Annotated in this window: 24 protein-coding genes and 1 other RNA gene; 7 read left to right on the top strand and 18 right to left on the bottom strand. The window is 36.8% G+C overall.

Annotation, left to right across the window (positions count from 1 at the left end; genetic code table 11):
• Positions 1 to 21 precede the first annotated feature (21 nt).
• The 6 genes from DKG77_RS08530 to DKG77_RS08550 all read right to left on the bottom strand — a co-directional run bounded on the left by DKG77_RS08530 (position 22) and on the right by DKG77_RS08550 (position 4,669).
• On the bottom strand, positions 22 to 246 hold the full coding sequence (locus tag DKG77_RS08530) for a DUF2795 domain-containing protein (protein ID WP_013551418.1): 225 nt from the start codon (positions 244 to 246) through the stop codon (positions 22 to 24).
• Positions 247 to 370: 124 nt separating this feature from the next.
• Entirely contained in the window at positions 371 to 928 is a 558-nt protein-coding gene (locus DKG77_RS08535; protein WP_109662165.1) for a cob(I)yrinic acid a,c-diamide adenosyltransferase, read from the bottom strand.
• On the bottom strand, positions 925 to 1,059 hold the full coding sequence (locus DKG77_RS17215) for a hypothetical protein (protein ID WP_279305971.1): 135 nt from the start codon (positions 1,057 to 1,059) through the stop codon (positions 925 to 927). The genes DKG77_RS08535 and DKG77_RS17215 overlap by 4 nt, the downstream gene beginning before the upstream one ends.
• A gap of 34 nt (positions 1,060 to 1,093) precedes the next feature.
• On the bottom strand, positions 1,094 to 1,594 hold the full coding sequence (locus tag DKG77_RS08540; protein WP_109662167.1) for a hypothetical protein: 501 nt from the start codon (positions 1,592 to 1,594) through the stop codon (positions 1,094 to 1,096).
• Positions 1,595 to 1,598: 4 nt separating this feature from the next.
• Positions 1,599 to 3,476 carry an ABC-F family ATP-binding cassette domain-containing protein gene (locus tag DKG77_RS08545; RefSeq protein WP_109662168.1) on the bottom strand — a complete coding sequence of 626 codons (1,878 nt, stop codon included), beginning with the start codon at positions 3,474 to 3,476 and terminating at the stop codon, positions 1,599 to 1,601.
• Positions 3,477 to 3,499: 23 nt separating this feature from the next.
• Positions 3,500 to 4,669 (bottom strand): lipoprotein N-acyltransferase Lnb domain-containing protein, encoded by a 1,170-nt coding sequence (locus tag DKG77_RS08550; RefSeq protein ID WP_109662170.1) that lies wholly within the window; start codon positions 4,667 to 4,669, stop codon positions 3,500 to 3,502.
• Between the two features lie 101 nt (positions 4,670 to 4,770).
• Between DKG77_RS08550 and DKG77_RS08555 the strand changes: the two genes are divergently transcribed.
• A complete protein-coding gene (locus tag DKG77_RS08555; RefSeq protein ID WP_109662172.1) occupies positions 4,771 to 5,502 on the top strand; it encodes a CDP-alcohol phosphatidyltransferase family protein in 732 nt (243 codons plus the stop codon).
• On the opposite strand, the gene lptB is transcribed toward DKG77_RS08555, so the two are convergent.
• From lptB to DKG77_RS08575, 4 genes are read right to left on the bottom strand one after another with little or no spacing between them, the layout of a single operon-like run.
• Positions 5,499 to 6,239 carry an LPS export ABC transporter ATP-binding protein gene (gene lptB / locus DKG77_RS08560; RefSeq protein WP_109662174.1) on the bottom strand — a complete coding sequence of 247 codons (741 nt, stop codon included), beginning with the start codon at positions 6,237 to 6,239 and terminating at the stop codon, positions 5,499 to 5,501. The genes DKG77_RS08555 and lptB overlap by 4 nt on opposite strands.
• A 56-nt stretch (positions 6,240 to 6,295) precedes the next feature.
• A complete protein-coding gene (locus DKG77_RS08565; RefSeq protein WP_109662175.1) occupies positions 6,296 to 6,646 on the bottom strand; it encodes a carboxymuconolactone decarboxylase family protein in 351 nt (116 codons plus the stop codon).
• Complete coding sequence (gene tatC, locus DKG77_RS08570; RefSeq protein ID WP_109662177.1) at positions 6,636 to 7,469, bottom strand: twin-arginine translocase subunit TatC; 834 nt, start codon at positions 7,467 to 7,469, stop codon at positions 6,636 to 6,638. Before tatC ends, DKG77_RS08565 begins: the two co-directional genes overlap by 11 nt.
• Complete coding sequence (locus DKG77_RS08575; RefSeq protein WP_109662179.1) at positions 7,469 to 8,434, bottom strand: KpsF/GutQ family sugar-phosphate isomerase; 966 nt, start codon at positions 8,432 to 8,434, stop codon at positions 7,469 to 7,471. The genes tatC and DKG77_RS08575 overlap by 1 nt, the downstream gene beginning before the upstream one ends.
• A gap of 189 nt (positions 8,435 to 8,623) precedes the next feature.
• Here DKG77_RS08575 and DKG77_RS08580 point away from each other — a divergent pair, with 189 nt between their 5' ends.
• Positions 8,624 to 10,825 carry a RecQ family ATP-dependent DNA helicase gene (locus tag DKG77_RS08580; protein ID WP_109662181.1) on the top strand — a complete coding sequence of 734 codons (2,202 nt, stop codon included), beginning with the start codon at positions 8,624 to 8,626 and terminating at the stop codon, positions 10,823 to 10,825.
• Here DKG77_RS08580 and DKG77_RS08585 read toward each other — a convergent pair.
• Genes DKG77_RS08585 through DKG77_RS08600 form a run of 4 tightly spaced genes read right to left on the bottom strand, consistent with a single transcriptional unit; the run spans position 10,822 to position 12,227 of the window.
• Positions 10,822 to 11,220 (bottom strand): DUF2752 domain-containing protein, encoded by a 399-nt coding sequence (locus tag DKG77_RS08585; protein ID WP_109662182.1) that lies wholly within the window; start codon positions 11,218 to 11,220, stop codon positions 10,822 to 10,824. The genes DKG77_RS08580 and DKG77_RS08585 overlap by 4 nt on opposite strands.
• Positions 11,204 to 11,491 (bottom strand): CD225/dispanin family protein, encoded by a 288-nt coding sequence (locus DKG77_RS08590; RefSeq protein ID WP_109662184.1) that lies wholly within the window; start codon positions 11,489 to 11,491, stop codon positions 11,204 to 11,206. Before DKG77_RS08590 ends, DKG77_RS08585 begins: the two co-directional genes overlap by 17 nt.
• Before the next feature lie 24 nt (positions 11,492 to 11,515).
• Complete coding sequence (locus tag DKG77_RS08595) at positions 11,516 to 11,848, bottom strand: CCC motif membrane protein (RefSeq protein WP_109662186.1); 333 nt, start codon at positions 11,846 to 11,848, stop codon at positions 11,516 to 11,518.
• Between the two features lie 10 nt (positions 11,849 to 11,858).
• Positions 11,859 to 12,227 carry a DUF2752 domain-containing protein gene (locus DKG77_RS08600; protein WP_313789837.1) on the bottom strand — a complete coding sequence of 123 codons (369 nt, stop codon included), beginning with the start codon at positions 12,225 to 12,227 and terminating at the stop codon, positions 11,859 to 11,861.
• Positions 12,228 to 12,253: 26 nt separating this feature from the next.
• On the opposite strand from DKG77_RS08600, the gene DKG77_RS08605 reads away from it, so the two are divergent.
• Positions 12,254 to 12,796, top strand: a complete 543-nt coding sequence (locus DKG77_RS08605) for a Smr/MutS family protein (protein WP_109663687.1) — start codon at positions 12,254 to 12,256, stop codon at positions 12,794 to 12,796.
• Here the strand turns inward: DKG77_RS08605 and DKG77_RS08610 are convergent.
• The gene (locus tag DKG77_RS08610) at positions 12,793 to 13,308 is read right to left on the bottom strand and encodes a hypothetical protein (RefSeq protein ID WP_109662187.1); all 516 of its coding nucleotides are present in this window, start codon (positions 13,306 to 13,308) and stop codon (positions 12,793 to 12,795) included. The genes DKG77_RS08605 and DKG77_RS08610 overlap by 4 nt on opposite strands.
• A 110-nt stretch (positions 13,309 to 13,418) precedes the next feature.
• Here DKG77_RS08610 and DKG77_RS08615 point away from each other — a divergent pair, with 110 nt between their 5' ends.
• Positions 13,419 to 14,567, top strand: coding sequence for a cysteine desulfurase family protein (locus tag DKG77_RS08615; protein ID WP_109662189.1), 1,149 nt, complete (start codon positions 13,419 to 13,421; stop codon positions 14,565 to 14,567).
• Here the strand turns inward: DKG77_RS08615 and DKG77_RS08620 are convergent.
• Genes DKG77_RS08620 through DKG77_RS08630 form a run of 3 tightly spaced genes read right to left on the bottom strand, consistent with a single transcriptional unit; the run spans position 14,564 to position 19,391 of the window.
• The gene (locus DKG77_RS08620; RefSeq protein ID WP_109663689.1) at positions 14,564 to 15,217 is read right to left on the bottom strand and encodes a hypothetical protein; all 654 of its coding nucleotides are present in this window, start codon (positions 15,215 to 15,217) and stop codon (positions 14,564 to 14,566) included. The genes DKG77_RS08615 and DKG77_RS08620 overlap by 4 nt on opposite strands.
• Positions 15,218 to 15,226: 9 nt before the next feature.
• Positions 15,227 to 17,746 carry a TonB-dependent receptor gene (locus DKG77_RS08625; RefSeq protein WP_417935468.1) on the bottom strand — a complete coding sequence of 840 codons (2,520 nt, stop codon included), beginning with the start codon at positions 17,744 to 17,746 and terminating at the stop codon, positions 15,227 to 15,229.
• A complete protein-coding gene (locus DKG77_RS08630; protein ID WP_109662191.1) occupies positions 17,700 to 19,391 on the bottom strand; it encodes a M23 family metallopeptidase in 1,692 nt (563 codons plus the stop codon). The genes DKG77_RS08625 and DKG77_RS08630 overlap by 47 nt, the downstream gene beginning before the upstream one ends.
• A gap of 166 nt (positions 19,392 to 19,557) precedes the next feature.
• On the opposite strand from DKG77_RS08630, the gene DKG77_RS08635 reads away from it, so the two are divergent.
• The 3 genes from DKG77_RS08635 to ssrS all read left to right on the top strand — a co-directional run bounded on the left by DKG77_RS08635 (position 19,558) and on the right by ssrS (position 20,321).
• Positions 19,558 to 19,848 carry a hypothetical protein gene (locus tag DKG77_RS08635; protein WP_109662193.1) on the top strand — a complete coding sequence of 97 codons (291 nt, stop codon included), beginning with the start codon at positions 19,558 to 19,560 and terminating at the stop codon, positions 19,846 to 19,848.
• Between the two features lie 14 nt (positions 19,849 to 19,862).
• Positions 19,863 to 20,156, top strand: coding sequence for a cell division protein ZapA (locus DKG77_RS08640; RefSeq protein WP_109662195.1), 294 nt, complete (start codon positions 19,863 to 19,865; stop codon positions 20,154 to 20,156).
• 55 nt (positions 20,157 to 20,211) lie between these two features.
• Positions 20,212 to 20,321, top strand: a non-coding RNA gene (gene ssrS / locus DKG77_RS08645) — 6S RNA.
• Positions 20,322 to 20,368 lie beyond the last annotated feature (47 nt).

The raw sequence follows: 20,368 nt of genomic DNA on the forward strand, positions 1-20,368 counted from the left end.
GTAGTGTTTGTTTTTCTAAAATTAATACTCGTCCTCATTCCAGAGGTAATCTTCCTCAGTGGGATAATCGGGCCATATTTCCTCGATGGACTCGTAAATTTCACCACCCTCTTCCTCCATTGATTGAAGATTTTCAACAACTTCCAATGGCGCTCCGGTACGGATAGCATAATCTATTAATTCGTCTTTGGTGGCTGGCCAAGGCGCATCACTTAAATATGAAGCTAATTCTAATGTCCAGTACATAGTAACGGTTTGATTTTAAATTTTTTGCAAAAATAATTTTTAAACTCAATTTGCCAAGCAAAATTGACATTATTTAAAAAATATTTTCAACTTGTTAATCTGTAACGCAGAAAATAGGGATTTATTAGTCCAATTTTTCAGGAATCCACTTGACCTCTTCTGCATGCAAATCTTTTGACAACTTCCGTGCCAAGACAAAAAGGTAATCGGAAAGACGGTTTACGTATGCAAGAAGAGTGTCTGGTATTGGCTCATTTTCGTGTAGGTACGAAATCATACGCTCTGCCCGTCTGCAAATTGTTCTGGCAATATGACAGTATGACACGGTTGTATGCCCTCCAGGAAGTATAAAATGGGTCATCTCTGGAAGTTTTTCGTTCATTTGATCAATTTTCTCCTCTAAAAGTTGAATATCGTCCAGAGTTATTTTGGGGATTTTCAAACGGTTTTCTTTTTTTGGCTCGGTCGCCAAAATAGCACCCACGGTGAAGAGTTTGTTTTGGATCAAGGCAAGAATTTCTTTCGAATCTGAATCAATCTCTTGGTCTCGCAACAATCCCAAAAAGGAGTTCAACTCATCTACAGTGCCATAGCTTTCAATTCTAATATGGTGTTTGGGTACTCGTTTGCCTGTAAAAAGAGCTGTGGTGGCCTTATCGCCGGTTTTGGTATAAATTTTCATTTTTCATGTCTACGTTTACCGTCCATAAATTTACGGGACTTTCTATTTCTTGTACCTCGTCTATTTTTAAAAAGTATTACTAGATAAATGATGGCCAAAACCCCTAAAATGTAATAAATAGTATCACTCATGATAGAAGTGTTTTTGATACATAAAATTACTTTTTTAAATCCGGATGGTGAAATGTTCTTTTACTTGTTCCTTTCTGATAAAAAGAACTCCGCAATGGAACATATCTATGCTTACCGTGACTATTGGCAGTTCAACAAGTTTTCTCCAAAGCTTTTGTTTTTTGGCAGTTTGATGAATTGAGTTGATGAAAATCATGCTGTTATTGTGGAGTTTGCCTTCAGAAAACAACTGCTTCAGCGTATCAATTTCCAATTCTTCGGCATAAACTAAATCAATCGTATTTCCCCCTATGACAGTATTTGGAAAATGGATTCGTAACAGGCTATTAAGATCTTGATTTCCATCAAGCTCAATGTGTTTATAGTTAAAGTATGCAATACTTTTTAGGAGTATGTTGATTGATTTTGCTTTGCCCCATTTTTGCTTTGAGTACAGGCATTTAGTAACATAATTGAAAACAAAAGGGGAGTGGACACCATGCTGATTAGTTGATTTAATAAGGAATTTAAGGAATGAAATAAATTTAAAATACATTTGATTATCCCTCTAAAATGGCAGAAAGTTCAAACCAGCGTTCGGTTTTGGTTTCAATTGAGTCTGATATTTTCTTCAACTCAATAGATAACTGTGCAATTTCATCTCCAGTTAAAGCAGGGTCAGTAAAATTAGTATGCAATACTTTTTTTTGTTCTTCTAATTTTTGTATTTCCTTTTCTAGCTGTTTATGCTCCTTTTGTTCTGAATAAGAAAGCTTTTTAGAAACTCCTTTTTCTTTCCAACTGGTTTTTTCGATTTTTTCTGAGCTGTGGTTTTTAGCCTCTCGCTCTGCTATTACCTTGCTACTTTCATAGGTTCTGTAATCTGAGTAATTTCCAGGAAAGTCTTCTATAATCCCCTTTCCTTTAAATACAAACAAATGATCCACAATTTTATCCATAAAATAACGGTCATGGGAGACTACGATCAAGCACCCAGGAAAGTCCAATAAAAAACTCTCTAAAACATTCAAGGTAACAATATCCAGATCGTTGGTGGGTTCATCCAAAATTAGGAAGTTTGGGTTTTGGATAAGAACAGTACAGAGATATAAACGTTTACGTTCTCCACCACTTAGTTTTTCAACAAAATCATACTGTTTTTTTCGGTCAAAAAGAAAGCGCTCCAATAATTGTTGTGCCGAAATCTGTTTTCCCTTTTTTAAGGGAATGTAATCTCCAAATTCCCTAATAACATCAATAACCTTTTGTCCTTCCTTTGCATGTATTCCTTTTTGAGTGTAGTACCCAAATTTTAGGGTATCACCCACTACTACTTTTCCTCCATCAACAGTTTCTTTTTGGGTAATGATGTTTAAGAATGTGGATTTTCCTGTTCCATTTTCACCAATTATCCCAACACGTTCTCCTTTAGAGAAGTTATAGTCAAACTTTTCTAAAATAATCTTATCATCGAATGATTTGGAAACATTGTGCAGTTCTAAAATTTTACTTCCTAAGCGCTCCATGTTTAACTCCAATTGCACTTGATGATCGCTTCTTCTTTGGTGTGCCTTTTGTTTTATTTCTTTAAAATCATCAATTCTGGATTTGGATTTGGTAGTACGGGCCTTTGGTTGTCTGCGCATCCAATCCAATTCTTTTTTAAAAAGCAATTTTGATTTGTGCTGTTCAACAACTTCACGCTCCATTCGCGCTTCTTTTTCCCTTAGATAATAGGAGTAATTACCTTTATAGCTGTACAATTGATTATTGTCCAGTTCTATGATTTCATTACAAACGCGCTCTAAGAAATAGCGATCATGCGTAACCATGAAAAGGGTTATGTTTTCTTTAGTGAAATAAGCCTCTAACCATTCGATCATTTCTAAATCTAAATGATTTGTTGGTTCATCTAGAATAAGTAAGTCTGGCCTGTTCAGGATAGCGTTGGCTAGAGCCAGGCGTTTTTTTTGTCCACCAGATAGCGTTCCTACTTTTAAATGAAGCTTATCTAAATGTAATCTAAAGAGAATCTGTTTGTATTGGGTCTCAAAATCCCAAGCGTTATGCCGCTCCATAGCTTCAAAAGCTTTTTGGTATTGTTCTGCATTATCAGGATTTTGAACGGCCTGCTCATAGTTGGAGATAATTTTTAAAACTTCATTATCCGTACTGAAAATGGTTTCCTCAATGGTTAAATCTGGATTTAGATTAGGTTCTTGTTCCAAAAAGGCAATTTTTATTCCTTTTCTGCTTGTCACTTGTCCAGTTTCTGAGCTGTCCTTGCCAGAAATGATATTGAGAATGGAAGTTTTTCCGCTTCCATTTTTGGCAATTAGCGCAATTTTTTGGTCTTTGTTTATTCCAAAGGAAATGTCGGAGAAAAGAACCAGCTCTCCATAAGATTTAGATATATTTTCTACGGTCAATAAATTCATTGAAATAATTTACGGTGATTCTCCTACTTCTTCATGAATTTTAAGAGATAGAAATAGCGGGTTGCCAAAGTTAAAAGTAAAGGAATTACTATTGGAGAAAAAACTTGAACCCCTAAAATCCACAATAAGATCAAAACACATAGAAGCGCTAAAGCAAACCAAATATATTTAGGCAACCAAGTGGGCAATTGATTTTGAAACACAAAAACAAAAGCAACAACTAAATTTAAAGGTAGGGCCCACAAAGAATTAAAATTTTTTGGGGTGGAAGTGTGGTCAGTGGCGAACCATAGCAATAGTATGCAGGTGCCAATAATCCCAGTTATCAAAAACAATGAAAAGTCTAGCCAACGGCTTCGAGTTTTATGTTTGTGGTCAAGATATGTTACTATGCCCGTGAACAAAAACAATAAAGTGAACCAAAATAGCGGAGACATTGGAAAGAAACCATTTCTGGTATGTTCGCTGTAGTCTAGGATGGTACGTTCCCTTTCTAACAGAGGTTTGCCACTCTTTGTTGTATTTCTCATCTGTTCCATGGCATAATAAGGCAAAAACATGTGCTCTTTTACAGTTGCCTTTCTATCCACTACAGCTCCAAAAGCTAAATCAATACCAAAAGAGGACCATGAATTAATGTCCAAATTTTGTCTTACAAGCTCCCTAAAAGAGTATAACCTATCTAAATGTGAACCGTCAAAAACGATGGCATCGCCAAATTGCTGTACTAAGATATCTCCTGTAATACTAGAGCAGTTGTTCAGTAAGGGGTCGTATAGATAATCCCTGTTTTCTGGTAAATAATTATTCTCGAAAAAAATGAGCAAGTTGTTTTTTTCCGCTAAACTCAGGTCCAAAATCTGCTCTTTTACCCATCTCTTTTCCATTTCATATTCAAACAGAAATCTATCAAAACTTCTTCTGGAAAGTGAATAAATCAATTTTCCTTTGGCAAAGTTTAAATAGAAGTTGGGTCTGTTAAAGTCAAAAGTTCCATAATTGTAGACCACGTCAATGCCTAAAACAGAATCTTGAACGCGAAAAGCGCTATGGCCAAAAGCAGAAAAGAGCTGATCTCCTGATGCACAGGTAAGAAAACTGATTTTGGAATTTTCGGTTAGGGTAGGGGTTTGGGAAAAACTACTTTTCCCAACTATAAAAAGCATTACCAAAAAGAAAATGTAATGTCTCATTTCTGACTTTATCAGCGCAAATATCTAAATAAATACCACAAGGAGGAACATGAAAACCCAACACTTTGTTTTTTACCTTATTTTTACGAAAATCGAAGCATATGAGGCGATACATTCCCAACTTTTTAACACTTCTCAATCTATTAAGTGGTTGTGTAGCAACCGTCTTTGCTGTGCTGAACCATCTAGAACTGGCTGCACTTTTTGTGTTTATAGGAATTTTCTTTGATTTTTTTGATGGATTGGCAGCTCGTCTTTTAAACGTTCAAAGCGAGATAGGCGTTCAACTAGATTCTTTGGCGGACATGGTTACAAGTGGATTGGTGCCTGGGATTGTAATGTTCCAATTATTGCAAATGTCGGAAACCGGTGGTTGGAATCTTGGGTTCTTTGGCCACGAAACGGAGATGACCATACTTCCTTTTTTCGGATTTATTATCACTTTGGCCTCTGCATATAGATTGGCTAAATTCAACTTGGATGAAAACCAAGTTTCTTCTTTTATTGGATTGCCCACACCTGCAAATAGCCTTTTTATCCTTGCGTTACCCTTGATTTTGCTATATCATAACAGTAATGAATTGAACGAGGTTATTCTAAATCAATGGTTTTTAATGGGCTTAACTTTGGTAAGCGCTTATTTACTGAATTCTAAAATAAAACTGTTTGCACTGAAGTTCGATAACTGGAGTTTTAAGGATAACTCGGTCCGCTATCTTTTTTTGATTGGAAGTTTGGTTATGCTGCTTACTTTAAAATTTCTGGCAGTCCCCCTTATTGTGGTATTTTATATTTTAGCTTCACTGTTAACTACAAATAGCAAGAAAGCCTAAAAATCCAATTTCTTTTTTCTGAGCTCAAAATTTTGACCTAGGTACACTTTTCTTACCATTTCGTCTTGTGCCAAATCTTCTGGGATACCCGCTTTTAATATGCCTCCTTCAAACATTAAATAAGACCGTTCTGTTATAGCCAAGGTTTCCTGTACATTATGGTCTGTGATCAAAATACCAATATTCTTGTTTTTTAGTTGGGCAACTATTCGTTGAATATCTTCTACAGCAACAGGGTCAACACCGGCAAAGGGTTCATCTAAAAGTATGAATTTAGGGTCGGTTGCCAACGCACGTGCAATTTCTGTTCGTCTACGCTCACCACCTGATAATAGGTCCCCTCTGTTTTTTCGAATATGGCCTAAACCAAATTCATCAATCAAGGATTCCATTTTCATATGTTGTTCTTTCTTGCTTAATTTGGTAAGCTGCAGAACGCTTAAAATATTTTTTTCAATGCTCAACTTTCTAAAAACTGAAGCTTCTTGGGCCAAATAGCCAATTCCGTTTTGAGCTCGTTTATACATGGGGAAATTGGTAATTTCCATGTTATCCAAGTAGATTTTTCCGCCGTTTGGTTTTATTAGACCAACAATCATATAAAATGAAGTGGTTTTTCCAGCACCATTTGGCCCTAATAGGCCAACGATCTCCCCTTGATTTACTTCAAGAGAAATTCCTTTTACAACTTTTCGGCCTCTATAGGCCTTCATAATGTTTTCAGCTCTTAGCTTCATAAGAATTCGTCAAAACTAAACATAATCCAGATCAGGCATTGGACTTTGTGAATTTTTTATGTCTCCATATTTTCCAATTCTTCCCAGTATTCAAACGCTCGCCTTAGGTGCGGGATAACTATAGTACCTCCTATCAAAGTTGCAATACCGAGGGTTTCCATAACTTCTTCCTTGGTTACACCTTCGTTCTTGGAGCTTTCTAAATGGTATTTTACGCAATCATCACAACGCATTACCGCTGAAGCCACGAGTCCCAAAAGTTCTTTTGTTTTTACGTCCAATGCTCCTGCCATGAAAGCGTTGGTATCTAAATTAAAAATCCTCTTGATTAGTTTATTGTTTTCCGCCAATAATTTGTCGTTCATTTGAGAACGATAGGTATTGAACTCTTCTACTTTATTTTGCATTCCTTTTTGCCTTTTTTGCCTCTTTTTTTAAAACCACTTTTGAAATATAAATACTGATCTGATATAAAATAAGTACTGGAACGGATACCACAATTTGACTTGCCACATCAGGAGGGGTTATTACCGCAGACAGAATAAGGACAACAACCAGAGCTATTTTTCTGTATTTTTTTAAGATTTCTGGGGTTACCAATCCAACTTTGGTTAAAAAGTAAATGATGATGGGAAGCTCAAACATTATTCCGCAAGCAATGACCGAGGCTCTTACAGTGGCAATAAAAGAACTAATATCGATCTCATTGAGCACCTCTTTGCTTACTTGATAGGTCCCCAAAAAATTAATGGACAAAGGGGCCACTACGTAATAGCCAAATAGCACCCCCATAAAAAAGAGTGCTGATGCCACAAGAATAAAACCTCTAGAATGTTTGCGTTCATTTTCATGGAGTCCTGGGCTAATAAATCGCCAAACTTCCCATAAAACATATGGAAATGCAATGATGAAACCAGCCCAAATAGATGTCCAAATATGAGCAGAAAACTGCCCGGCCATTGTGCGGTTCTGTATGGTAAACGGTAATGAATCTGAACAAAATTCAGAGTTGATTCCAAAGAAGGTGGCTATTTTACAAAAAAACTGGTAGGTTGGAAAATCCATTTTTTTGGGACCAAAAAGAACTGTATCAAAGATGAAGTCCTTCATAAAAAAAGCAGCACAGGCTACTAAAACAATTGCAACTACAGACCTAATTAAGTGCCACCTTAATTCTTCCAAATGGTCTAAAAAAGACATTTCGTCAGGGTTCTCTAACTTTTTTGCCATTATAGAATTCCTTCGTTTATGAGGTTATGAATATGAACCACACCTGCATATTGGCCTTTGTCAAAAGCCAGAAGCTGTGAAATCCCTTTTCCCTGAAGTATAGCCAATGCCTTAACTGCCAATGTATCAACATCTACTGATTTAGGATTTGAGGTCATAATATCTTTTGCCGTAAGACCATTTATATTATCATATTTACTCAGCATTCTTCTAATATCTCCATCCGTTACGATACCAACAACTGCATTGTTTTCCATTACGGCAGTTACACCTAACATTTTCTCAGATATCTCAACAATAACCTTTTTTACACTTGAGTTAGCATCAACAAGAGGTTTCTGATTGTTTATAACAATGTCCGCAACACGTAGGTATAGTTTTTTGCCCAAAGCGCCACCTGGGTGGTACTTGGCAAAGTCTGAACTACTAAATCCCCTAAGCTCCAAAAGGCTTATTGCAAGGGCATCTCCCATTGCCAATTGTGCGGAAGTACTTGTGGTGGGAGCCAGATTGTTTGGGCAAGCTTCTTTCTCAACATAGGTGCTTAGAGCAAAATCTGCCTGTTTAGCCAACACAGAATCCATGTTTCCGGTAATGCCTATTAATTTGTTCTTTCCAATCTTTATCAAAGGGAGTAGTGCCTTTATTTCGGGGGTGTTTCCACTCTTAGAGATGCATACTACAACATCATTTTCTTGGATGGTTCCTAAATCTCCATGAATGGCATCAGCAGCATGCATAAAGATGGCTGGCGTGCCCGTAGAATTAAGGGTAGCAACAATTTTAGATGCTATTATAGCACTTTTGCCGACTCCGGATACCACAACCCTTCCTTCGGATGCTAGAATATATTGTACGGCATGGGCGAATTGTTCATCAAGTAGGTTGACCAAATTTTGTATGGCCTTACTCTCAGTTTCAATGGTTCTTTTCGCAATGGATAAAATAGACTGGATGTTGTTCAATGTAATAAACAGATTATCTAATTGTATTCCTAAAAGAATATGTTATATTTAAGATTACAAAACTAAACAAACTATCTTTTACTAACCATTTATGGAGGATAGAATACTTCTTCCTTAAAATTGATATTCAAAATTAAAAATTTGCAGTCTTATAATTTAGATTGCCAGATTTAAATCGAAAATACGGAAATGGGTCTTACTAATACCGATTTGCACTCCTCACTAAAAAAATATTTTGGTTTTTCAAAATTTAAGGGGCTACAAGAAAAAGTAATACAAAACATACTAGAGAACAAGGACACTTTTGTAATAATGCCTACAGGTGGAGGCAAGTCTCTTTGTTATCAACTGCCGGCAATTATGAAAGAGGGTACCTCTATCGTGGTTTCTCCCTTAATTGCGCTTATGAAGAACCAAGTTGATGCCATTCGCGGTGTATCCGATGAGCACGGCATTGCCCATGTTTTAAATTCTTCACTAACAAAAACTGAGGTAAAACAGGTAAAAGAAGATATTACCAATGGGATCACGAAATTATTATACGTTGCTCCGGAGTCTTTGACAAAGGAGGAGAACGTGGAGTTTTTAAAAGGTGTTCCACTATCCTTTGTCGCGGTGGACGAAGCACACTGTATCTCAGAATGGGGTCATGACTTTAGGCCAGAGTATCGCAATCTAAAAAGTATAATTAATCGTTTGGGTGAAAACATTCCCATTATTGGGCTTACTGCAACGGCTACGCCAAAGGTGCAGGAAGATATTATCAAAAACTTAGGAATGACAGATGCCAAGGTTTTCAAGGCATCTTTTAACAGACCCAATTTGTTTTATGAAGTACGCCCTAAAACACAAAATGTTGATGGCGATATCATTCGTTTTGTAAAACAGAACCAAGGAAAATCTGGGATTATCTATTGTCTTAGTAGAAAAAGAGTAGAAGAACTGGCCCAAGTTTTACAGGTTAATGGGGTTAGTGCGGTGCCATATCATGCCGGTTTTGATGCTAAAACACGGTCAAAGTACCAAGACATGTTTTTAATGGAAGATGTTGATGTGGTAGTTGCCACAATTGCCTTTGGCATGGGCATAGATAAACCAGATGTGCGTTTTGTGATTCATCATGACATTCCAAAAAGTATTGAAAGTTACTATCAAGAGACAGGAAGAGCAGGAAGAGATGGTGGTGAGGGACATTGTTTGGCGTTTTATTCTTACAAGGACGTTGAAAAATTAGAAAAGTTCATGTCTGGAAAACCAGTGGCTGAGCAGGAAATCGGGAATGCTCTCTTACAAGAAATTGTAGCATATGCAGAAACTTCTATGTCTCGCAGAAAATTCATCCTCCATTATTTTGGGGAAGATTTTGATGGGGAAAAGGGAGAAGGTGCGGATATGGATGATAATGCAAGAAACCCCAAGAAAAAAGAAGAGGCTCAAGATGATGTAATTAAACTTTTGACCGTTGTTAAAGGAACCAACGAAAAATTTAAGACAAAAGAAACCGTAAAAATATTGGTTGGCAAAGTAAATGCCATGATATCATCACACAAAACAGACGAAAAGGATTTCTTCGGAATTGGCTCTGAAAGGGATGAAGCTTATTGGATGGCATTGACTAGGCAGGTGCTGGTGGCAGGCCTGTTAAAAAAAGAAATTGAGCAATACGGTATTTTACATTTAACCGAAGCAGGCAGGAATTTTTTAATTGAACCCTGCTCTTTTCTAATGACCAAAGACCATATTTATAGCGAGGAGAATAATGATGCCATCATAACAGCAAGTAAATCGGGAGGTGGCTCTACAGATGATAAATTGCTGAAATTGTTGCGTGATTTGCGAAAAAATGAAGCAAAAAAGATTGGTGTACCACCTTTTGTGGTGTTTCAGGATCCATCTTTGGAGGATATGGCCCTAAAATATCCTATTAACAATGAAGAGCTCCTTACCATTCACGGGGTTGGAGAAGGAAAGGCCAAAAAGTATGGCAAACCATTTTTAAATCTAATTGCCGGTTATGTGGAAGAGAACGATATCATCAGACCAGATGATCTTGTGGTTAAAAGCACTGGTGCCAATTCTGGTTTAAAACTGTACATCATCCAAAATGTTGACAGAAAGTTGCCTTTAGATGATATTGCTTCGGCAAAGGGTTTGGAATTGCCATCTCTTATTAAAGAAATGGAACAGATTGTATTTAGCGGAACAAAGTTGAACATTGGGTATTGGGTTGATGAAATACTTGACGAAGACCAACAAGAAGAAATCCATGAATATTTTTTAGAAGCAGATTCAGACTCCATATCTCAAGCAATTGATGAGTTTGATGGCGACTATGAAGATGAAGAATTAAGGCTCTACAGGCTCAAATTCATTAGTGAAGTGGCGAATTAAGGTGCCAGATACTCAAAAGGAAAACCTTTTAAATTTCGCAATACCATAAAAAGAAGGACTATACCTAAAATAACCAATGGAGAATATCTATGGTTAAGAAGACTTTCCTGCTTTAAAATTCCCAATTTTGAGGTTACATGTTGCCCAATAACGAACATGGCTGGAAGGAACAATAGATTATGGCTTATGGCATCTTTGATTCTTAAATGCAGTAAATCATGAATTGCCCTTTGGCTCCCACATCCGGAACAGTAAATTCCAAGGTATGTATTAAAAGGGCACTTTGGAAATAACAGTCCTCTTTCCGGATTGAAAGAAAAGTAAAGGAGTATTGCCAAAACAGACAATACTCCTAAAAATACTATTACGGATATTTTTTTAATAGCTTCCGGCATTTGCCATACCTCCAAGAATTGCAAATCCAAATATTGCGAAATAGATGATCCAAATCAAAACTGAAAGGCCAGCACCTATCAACGCCCACATTTTTGCGTTTTTAGATGCTTTTTGAGCTTCTTCATATTCACCTCTGGCATATGCTTCATTAACTTTAGAGGCGTAAATAATACTTGCAATTCCCGTAGCAATACAACAGAATATTGTGCTTAAAATGGCCCAGACCAAATAATTATCTGGTTTAGGCGGCATGTTTGAATTGTTTTCCATTATAGTTGATTAAATATTTAGTTATTAATTATATTGTTCCATTGCTTCTTGATAAGCAGACTTGAATTCTTCAATGAACTCCCCAAATCCACCTGCGTTATAAATAATGTAAATCCATCTTACCACCATCAACACACTTAAAATAAGCGCTATTAGCGATATTATTTTCCCAGTTTTTATCTGACTGTAATTATCATATTCATCCGGGTTTTCCTTATACAGTTTTTCAGATTTTGTAGCCAGGAAAAAACCAATTCCTGATGAAATTGTACCAAAAATACCGGTACAGCAACAAATGAATCCGAAAATACCAAGGACAATACTCAATACCCCATTTGGCAGCTTTTTTTGTTCCATAATTTTAAAGTTATTGTAAAAGTTTAAATAAATAATTGGTTAAAATAGTTGCTACGCTAACAATACCTAGGGTAATAATAATTTGATTGGCGTGTTTAATTTTACGAAAGTTATTTACCAATAAAAAACTGAACAGTAAAAATAACGGATAAATAGCCGGATACATTGTAAATGCAGCTAAAAACTCACCCTGAAAAATTAAACTGACTGAACGTTGCATACCACATCCAGGACATTCAAAGCCAAACAGTTTCTTGTTTAGGCAAGGCAACATATAGTTCTTTGCATAAAGCAAGAAAATAGTCGGTTGTAGATACATAATAGCAATTACTGCCAAGAAAAATACTACTATTTTTGCTATTGATATTAAACTTTTCAAAATATTTTCAGCAAAGAATTTTAAGGATGGCGGTCTTTAATATAGGTGATCAAGTGGCAGTGTTGGACGAAACCATATCCGGTATGGTCAAGGCAAAGGATGGGGATGTGATTACCCTTGTCACCTCTGACGGTTTTACGCTGAAGTATGCTACCAAAGAACTTGTAAAGGTAGAAGGGGGTATAAATGTTACAAATTTTGAAGCTGCACAAGGCCAAAAAGCCAAGGAGCTTACCAAAAAGAAACCAATTCCTGTTTTAAAGCCAAAAGAGCGAAATGCACCTAAAATGGAGGTGGATTTGCATGTGAATCAGTTAGTAAAATCGACAAAGGGCCTTTCCAATTTCGAAATGCTAAACTTACAGTTGGAGAGTGCCAAAAGACAGTTGCACTTTGCAATGGACAAACGTATTCAAAAAGTGATTTTTATACATGGAGTGGGTGAAGGCGTCCTTAAAGAGGAACTGTATTATCTATTTAGGAAATATGATAACATCAAGTTTTATGATGCGGACTACCAAAAATATGGGCTAGGTGCAACAGAGGTCTATATATATCAAAATTCTTAGTTGGGAATTACCGTTGTAACTTCCCCGAATTCATCAATGGTCAAATTTGTAATGCGTTCACCAGCGGCGGTTACAAAGGAAACACCGCTCAGACTTATGGTGTGAACAAAATTTGTGCTGTCCGCATCAGCAGTGGTCTGTACAGTGACCAATCCGTCCTCTGCCACTATTTCTTGAACAACTGTAGGGGTAACAGGTGGAATCTCATCGCAAAAATAGTTGTTGCTGACATCACCTGAAAAAATACGGTAAGTTATGCTGGTTTGACCTGGCACAGTGCTCTCGGTAGTAACAGTTTCTCCAACCACACCATTGTTCAAAACACTACTTTGTAAATCCAAGATTAAAGCCTCATCAACGTTGATCTTGAACAAAACATTTGTTGATGAAGCCTCAAGATCATTGCAAGATTGTGGCAAAACATTGTCAAAATCTATTGTTTCAATTTGTAAATCACCATCACTACAAGATAGCACCAACATTAGCAAGATTGGGAGCGATAATTTTCTCATACGCCAAATTTAAAAGAATTCCGTTTTAATACACCAAGACTAATAAATACTTTAAAAGAAATTAACTTTATTTGGCTTATTTTTGAGCTAGTTAAAATGATAGCTAAATCATGCAAAAAGTGTATTTGGACAATGCGGCAACTACCCAAGTAAGAGAAGGGGTTATTGCTAAAATGCAAGAAGCTTTGGCCTTGTATTATGGAAACCCATCTTCAACCCATAGTTACGGAAGATCTGCAAAGACAGCCGTGGAAAAAGCGCGAAAAACCATTGCAAAAACTTTAAATGCCCAACCTTCGGAGATTATTTTCACATCTGGCGGTACGGAAGCTGACAATATGATCTTGCGTTGTGCTGTACGGGATTTAGGAGTGAAAACAATAATTACCTCAAAAATTGAACACCATGCCGTTTTGCATACAGCTGAGGAGCTGGAAAAGGAATATGGTATTTCGCTTGATTATGTTGATTTAGATGCCAAAGGTAATCCGGTTCTTGCTCATCTTGAGGAGTTATTGGCTAAAGATGCCTCAAAGAAATTGGTTAGTTTAATGCATGTTAACAATGAAATTGGGAATATAACTGACATTGCGGCTATTGGAGAGATATGCAAAGAGAACGATGCGTTTTTTCATTCAGATACCGTTCAATCCGTAGGGCATTATCCTTGGGATGTAGAAAAGATACCTATTGACTTTTTTACAGCTGCTGCCCATAAATTCCATGGCCCTAAAGGAATTGGGTTTGCATTCATTAGAAAAAACTCAGGATTAAAACCCATGATTTTTGGGGGTTCGCAAGAACGCGGTTTTAGGGCTGGTACAGAACCTTTTCATAACATTGTTGGTTTAGAAGAGGCCTTTGTGAGTTCTTATGAAAATCTAGAGGAAGAGGTTAAACTTGTAAGGGGTTTAAAGCAACATTTTGTAGAAAAAATAAAGAAGGAAATTCCAGAAGTAGAGTTTAATGGCTTTTCGGGAGATATGGATAAAAGCACCTACACCTTGGTGAATGTGCGATTGCCCTTTGACAAACAAAAGGGATTGATGCTACTTTTTCATTTGGATATAAAAGGAATAGCCTGTTCTAAAGGAAGCGCATGCCAGTCTGGAAGCAATATGGGGTCGCACGTACTTACAGAAATATTGGATGATACGGAATTGGAAAAACCTTCTCTTCGTTTCTCTTTCTCTAAGTACAATACCATTCAAGAATTGGATTATACCATAGAAATACTCAAAGAATTTGCCCAGAGCTAACTCTTGTTTTTTCGTTGCTTTTTTTCTTTGTCGTATGGAAACTTACGGGACGCTAATTTCATCATTCTGTCAATAAGCTCCGTTGTATTTTTGCCTGTTTTTTTAGTGATGGCTTTTTCATATTTCCAAAGAAGCTTTCCAGAATTTCCGTCACTGACTTTCACTCCAATCCTTCCATAGTTGGCATCTCCACTAAAGTAATCTAAAAGGTTAAAATCTGTAGGTACGCCTTTGGAAAGCAGAATGTTCAAACTAAGGTTGCCGCTAATAATGCCGTCAACTTTTAAGATTTTGCACAGCTGGGTAATGGTGTAAATGTCCAGATTGTCATACTTGATTCCATTTTGACTAAGAATGGCATTGGTATCCTCTATATTCTGGAATTCTACATTGAACTTTTTACGTTTTTTTCGTTTGGAAAAGTAAGTTTCCAAGGCGTTTTGTACAGCATAGCCTTCTCTTTTCGCCAAACTTTTTAGTTCTTCTTGGTTTACGTCCCTTTTAAGGTCCAAGTTTGCTATGAAAGGAACTATGGCCAATACCTTGTGGTTTTCACTTAGCTCATCAAATTTCCTGTTTTCATAAATGTTTTTTTGAGCGTACCCCAGAGTAACGATCAAAAAGGCAAAAAGGGGAATGATTTTTTTCATCAACATATTTTAAAATCGCATTCCAAATTTTACATTAAGAATACGGCTTGTCAAAAAATTGGGTACAGCAAATTGTCTTTGGGAATCCACGTCCCTGACCCAAGTGTTTGTTATGGAGTTTTGATTGTTGAACATATTAAAGATTTCAAAACCAAAACTAAATTCTTTAAACTTATGCAACCAATGCCCTTGTGGATATTGATTCTTACTGTCGGCAAAAATATAGGAAATTCCCATATCCGCCCTTCTATAATCTCTTAATCTATTCTGAAATTGATACGGATCTGCGTTATTTGGTGAACCTCCGGGAACACCAGTGTTATAAACAAGGTTAAGATATAGCTTAAGGTTTGGAATTGTTGGCACATAATCCTGAAACAATACGGCAAATTTTAAACGTTGGTCCGTTGGTCTAGAAATAAACCCTCTATTATCAATATTTTCTTCTGTTTGCAGGTATCCTAAACTTACCCAAGATTCTGCACCCGGAACAAAAGTTCCAGTAAGCCTGAAATCGAACCCATAAGCGAAGGCCGTTGCATTGTTTTGGGCAGCATACCTAACTCTAACATCTTCTACTGTATACGTATTTACGTTGGTCAGGTCTTTGTAATAGGCTTCACTGATTAAGGTAAAAGGCCTGTCCCAAAGATTAAAACTGAATTCACTTCCCAATACATAATGGACGGATTTTTGAGCTTCTACGTTTGGGTTTATGGTTCCGGTTAAATCCCTTAATTCTCTATAAAAGGGAGGTTGTTGGTAACTTCCCATTGCAAACCTGAAAAGAATGTCTTTTTTCCAATCTGGTTTTATGGAGAACTGCCCTCTTGGACTAAAAAGTGTTTGGGAATTATCATCAAACGCCTCTCCACTTAAAACCCAATGTTGTGCCCTTAAGCCCAAATTGAAATAAACATCATGTGGCCCTAATTTGGTCTGTTGACTGTATTGCGCAAATCCGGAGAATCGATTGGTTTTTACAAAATTGGTGGCTTGAACGCTTTCAAAGGCAACAATATTTCCCGTAAATGGTTCTTCTGGTTGATTGTTGACAAATTCAGGTTCGTTAGGACGGATAAAAAAACCTGCGGAATCAATAAATTCACTTTCTCTAAGTTGGTCACGAATGTCTTCATGGGTAAATTTGACTCCCCATTCCAAAGATTTTCCCTCTTTGTTGAATTTACCACGATGAGAAAAATTAAAAATTAGGGCATCCAATTGGTTTCTGGCTCTATTAATTTGTGATCCAATACCTCTAGAAGTTGTTACCTCGCCTAAATTCTCGCTACCCAAACCAGTATCTATTTCACCTAGTTCATATGATGCTATGACATCTGAGAATTCTTCTTCTTGGGCATGGTAAATAGAAGTGATGATATCGATTTTGGTGTTGTCATTCACAACATAATCAGCTTTTAAGGCACCAAGAGCATTATTATACTTGCTGTTTTCTTGCCCCTCGTAAAAAACAAGTAATGCTCTAGGGTCATTAATGGTTCCAAAATTAGTTTGGCGTGTAAGAGGTTCGTTTTGATAATCATTAATTGAAAAAGCTCCTAAAAAACTTAAATGATACTTCTTGGAAAATCTGTAGGTAAGATAACTTTGGGCATCTACAAATTTTGGATTGAAGTTGGTCTCTGTCCGTTGCGTATTTACGAACAAGCTGTTATCTCTATAACGAACGCCAGTGATACTGCTAAATTTTTTGTTTTTTGAAATGGTCTCCAAAGTGGTGCCAGCTCCTAAAAGACTTCCTTGAACACGTAATGAAAAATCAACAGGATTTTTATAAGTGATATCCAAAACAGAGGATAGTTTATCCCCATATTTTGCTTGAAATCCTCCAGAAGAAAATTCCAGGCCGGTAATCATATCACTGTTCACGAAACTCAAGCCTTCTTGTTGGGCAGATCTTACAAGAAAAGGCCGATAGACCTCAATACCATTGACATAAACTAGATTTTCATCAAAATTGCCACCGCGAACGTTGTATTGGGTGCTCAATTCGTTGTTAAAAGAAACACCTGGTAAAAGTTTTAGAATGTTTTCCGCCCCTGCATTGGCCCCAGGTATTTTACGCACCACTTCTGGAGAAATCGTTGTAATACCTTCAATACTCTTTTTTCCTGTAGCGGTAACATCAACTCCAGCAACTTGAATTGCATCCCTTTTCATTACCGGATTAAATTCAAAAGTTTCGTTTGTGGTCAAAACTAGGTTTTCAAGAATCACGTTTTCATGACCTAAATGAGAAAAAGTAATGGTGTTCTTGGTTTCCGCGGTTAATTGAAGAATATAGTACCCATTATTGTCGGTGGTGGTCCCTAAATTCCCGGATACAATATTTACATTGGAAATTGGAAGATTGTTTTGATCTAAAACTGTCCCTGCAACCGAGGCCGTCTGACTTTTGGCAGCGAACATCCCAAAAATCAATAGTATTACAATTATGGGTTTTGTAACGGTCAATACACTATTTTCTGAAAAAAGAATGCTCAAAGGTACTGGAATTGCCGACATTATCGGTTACAATCACCTTGAGTTTGCATTGTGTCTTATTTAGAATCTTATCATCAAAGTTGTATGTAATGGTCTTTGTTTTAGGTTCATATTCCATTAAAATCCATTCTCCATTGAGGGTTGCTGTATAACTTTGTATTCCACTTAGGTCATCACTTATTCCTAAACTTAAATAGCTATAATTGCTCAACCATTGCTTCTCTTTAAAATTTCTGGCCGTAATCGTTGGAGAAATACTGTCCTTGACCAGAGTGTAGGTTCCCAATGTGCGTGTGCGTGTTGTAAAAGAACCGTCTCGTTTGTAGGTTTTAGAATGCCTTGGCTCCATGTCTTTATCAAGACGGGCTATAAAGAGTTGTTTTCTATTGCCGGGGGCATATTTGGAAACATCAAAGCTAATCGTAAAATTCCTATGAGCAGCGACACTATTGTTATGAATTGTAACAGTGTCACCGCCTTTTTTTAAGTCAATGTAAAAGTCTTCATAAAATGTGTTTGCCGGAAAATAAACTTTAGCCGCACCTAAATCAAAATTGTTGGGTTTGTCCGCAATGATATAATCATCGGTCTTATTATCATTTCTTTTTATTTTAATTGCCTCCCTTTTTCCTTCCACTGGGATGATAAGTTTTGTTTTATTTCCCTCAATATCCGAAATCAATAACTCAATATTGTAGGATAATCCCTCTTTGATGGTTATTTTTCCATTGTTGTAGAGGGTTTTATAAATAGCTAAGCGGTTGTAAGGTTCTTTAAAGCACTTTTGTATACGTTGTCTGAATTTTCCAAAATGTTCATAATCAATTAAAGTATTGATATACCTTGTTTCTCCAAAAGAGAAGGTTTCAAAGTGATATTCAGAGTACGTTTTTCCATTTACGGTTTGCTTTACGGAATAAACCCCATTTTTGTTGGCTGCCATATCTTGACGGTCAAATCCATTAAAGCCAAACCCAATTGTACCTATCGCATTTATTTTGTCTGCCAAAAAGGTACCGTCTGGTTGTTTGGAGAAGTTGAGCTGTATCTTTTTTGCACTTTGGTTTACAATGGCATCATTAGACAAAGGATATCCAAAAAGCCCTACTAAAGATGGGTTTGTGGCATCTCTGATCTCATAGCCATATAACAATGGATTGGTAGGTTTCTCGGTAACGCTGCTTCTTATTTCAAAATGTAGGTGAGGTCCGGATGAACCTCCGGTATTACCAGAGTAAGCAATAGTACTTCCTTTAAGTACTTTTAATTCCCCATAATCCGGAAACACTTCAACTTCATAAGATTGTTTTCTGTATTGAATCTTTTTTATGAAATCCTCGATCTCTGGACCAAATTTTTGAAGGTGGGCATACACAGAAGTATATCCGTTAGGGTGGGCAACGTAAAGTGCTTTACCATAACCCCATTGCGATATTTTAATACGGGTAACAGTGCCGTCTGCAATGGCGAGGACAGGTAGCCCCTGCCTTCTTTGGGTCTTAATGTCTATTCCAGCATGAAAATGGTTGGAACGCAGTTCACCAAAAGTTCCGGCTAAAATTAAGGGAATGTCCAAAGGGGATTGAAAAACATCTTGTGGGTATTTTTCTTGTGCGATAAGAATTTGAGAAAATACTAAAATGGCTCCAAAAAAATATAAGCGCATACTGTAGTTTATAATTACTTACGAAAATAACCAATGTTTTGATCTGTAAAAGGCTTTTATTATGCAATAAATAACCTTGAAGCAATACTTGAAGAATAAATACCAAAAGTATTGCGAGGTTAGGTTAGGTTGGTTAACTTTGTGTAATACGCATTGGTGTTTGCATATGGGCGAACTAGTTGAGATTGTTGATTCTTTAGAGAATAAGGTAAGTAAGCTGTTGCACAAACTAGAGTTGTTGCATAAGGCTAATTCTAAATTAAAAGAAGAATTGAACCTTGCAAAAGAAGAAAACCAACTTGCACAGAGCGCTGTTTTAGAATGGGAAGAAAAATATGATTCCCTAAAAATGGCAAACACGATGTTGGGTAGTAATACTAATAAAACCGAAGCTAAGCTCAAGATAAATACATTAATCCGCGAACTGGATGTTTGCATTGCTAAACTTGCGGATTAATTTGTAATTAAAATATGGAGGAGAAGCTCAAAATAAAGCTTTCCATTGCAGATAGGGTGTATCCATTGACCATAGATCCTAAGCAAGAGGAGGGATTGCGAAAAGCAGCCAAGAGTATTGAAAACTTAGTAAAAAAGTTTGAGCAAAACTATGCTGTACGTGATAAGCAAGATGTATTGGCCATGTGTGCCTTACAGTTTGCTTCTAAAATTGAGCAAGGCGGCATAGACCGCTCAGAAAATACCAGCGCTGCATTTGAACGCCTTCGGGCCTTAAATGACTTGGTACACTCCAAGCTAGGGGAATAAGTTCTTTTAAATAAAAATATTGTTACTGCCCACATTGGTAATTATTTTTTGACAAACTCAACACTATTATATTTGAAAAGGGTGAGTTTAAGTTGTAAAAGCAGGCCCTACCTGTATAGGGATCCTTGAGCAGCTTGTTAGCCCTAAACCTGTAATTTGGAGTTTGTACAAAACTTCGGCTAATGTGGGCTTTTTTTTTAACCAAACACAAT

Origin of the sequence: Flagellimonas aquimarina (genome assembly GCF_003149745.1) — a bacterium.
GTDB classification, from domain to species: domain Bacteria; phylum Bacteroidota; class Bacteroidia; order Flavobacteriales; family Flavobacteriaceae; genus Flagellimonas; species Flagellimonas aquimarina.

Bases quoted from the DNA above. Each gene is read 5' to 3' on its own strand.
- DKG77_RS08555 (WP_109662172.1), top strand. From the start codon at position 4,771: ATGAGGCGATACATTCCCAACTTTTTAACACTTCTCAATCTATTAAGT.
- DKG77_RS08605 (WP_109663687.1), top strand. From the start codon at position 12,254: ATGGCGGTCTTTAATATAGGTGATCAAGTGGCAGTGTTGGACGAAACC.
- DKG77_RS08530 (WP_013551418.1), bottom strand. From the start codon at position 246: ATGTACTGGACATTAGAATTAGCTTCATATTTAAGTGATGCGCCTTGG.
- DKG77_RS17215 (WP_279305971.1), bottom strand. From the start codon at position 1,059: ATGAGTGATACTATTTATTACATTTTAGGGGTTTTGGCCATCATTTAT.
- DKG77_RS08610 (WP_109662187.1), bottom strand. From the start codon at position 13,308: ATGAGAAAATTATCGCTCCCAATCTTGCTAATGTTGGTGCTATCTTGT.
- DKG77_RS08540 (WP_109662167.1), bottom strand. From the start codon at position 1,594: ATGTATTTTAAATTTATTTCATTCCTTAAATTCCTTATTAAATCAACT.
- DKG77_RS08625 (WP_417935468.1), bottom strand. From the start codon at position 17,746: ATGTCGGCAATTCCAGTACCTTTGAGCATTCTTTTTTCAGAAAATAGT.
- DKG77_RS08535 (WP_109662165.1), bottom strand. From the start codon at position 928: ATGAAAATTTATACCAAAACCGGCGATAAGGCCACCACAGCTCTTTTT.
- DKG77_RS08620 (WP_109663689.1), bottom strand. From the start codon at position 15,217: ATGAAAAAAATCATTCCCCTTTTTGCCTTTTTGATCGTTACTCTGGGG.
- lptB (WP_109662174.1), bottom strand. From the start codon at position 6,239: ATGAAGCTAAGAGCTGAAAACATTATGAAGGCCTATAGAGGCCGAAAA.
- DKG77_RS08615 (WP_109662189.1), top strand. From the start codon at position 13,419: ATGCAAAAAGTGTATTTGGACAATGCGGCAACTACCCAAGTAAGAGAA.
- DKG77_RS08580 (WP_109662181.1), top strand. From the start codon at position 8,624: ATGGGTCTTACTAATACCGATTTGCACTCCTCACTAAAAAAATATTTT.
- DKG77_RS08635 (WP_109662193.1), top strand. From the start codon at position 19,558: ATGGGCGAACTAGTTGAGATTGTTGATTCTTTAGAGAATAAGGTAAGT.
- DKG77_RS08545 (WP_109662168.1), bottom strand. From the start codon at position 3,476: ATGAATTTATTGACCGTAGAAAATATATCTAAATCTTATGGAGAGCTG.
- DKG77_RS08590 (WP_109662184.1), bottom strand. From the start codon at position 11,491: ATGGAAAACAATTCAAACATGCCGCCTAAACCAGATAATTATTTGGTC.
- DKG77_RS08585 (WP_109662182.1), bottom strand. From the start codon at position 11,220: ATGCCGGAAGCTATTAAAAAAATATCCGTAATAGTATTTTTAGGAGTA.
- DKG77_RS08550 (WP_109662170.1), bottom strand. From the start codon at position 4,669: ATGAGACATTACATTTTCTTTTTGGTAATGCTTTTTATAGTTGGGAAA.
- DKG77_RS08640 (WP_109662195.1), top strand. From the start codon at position 19,863: ATGGAGGAGAAGCTCAAAATAAAGCTTTCCATTGCAGATAGGGTGTAT.
- DKG77_RS08565 (WP_109662175.1), bottom strand. From the start codon at position 6,646: ATGCAAAATAAAGTAGAAGAGTTCAATACCTATCGTTCTCAAATGAAC.
- tatC (WP_109662177.1), bottom strand. From the start codon at position 7,469: ATGGCAAAAAAGTTAGAGAACCCTGACGAAATGTCTTTTTTAGACCAT.
- DKG77_RS08630 (WP_109662191.1), bottom strand. From the start codon at position 19,391: ATGCGCTTATATTTTTTTGGAGCCATTTTAGTATTTTCTCAAATTCTT.
- DKG77_RS08595 (WP_109662186.1), bottom strand. From the start codon at position 11,848: ATGGAACAAAAAAAGCTGCCAAATGGGGTATTGAGTATTGTCCTTGGT.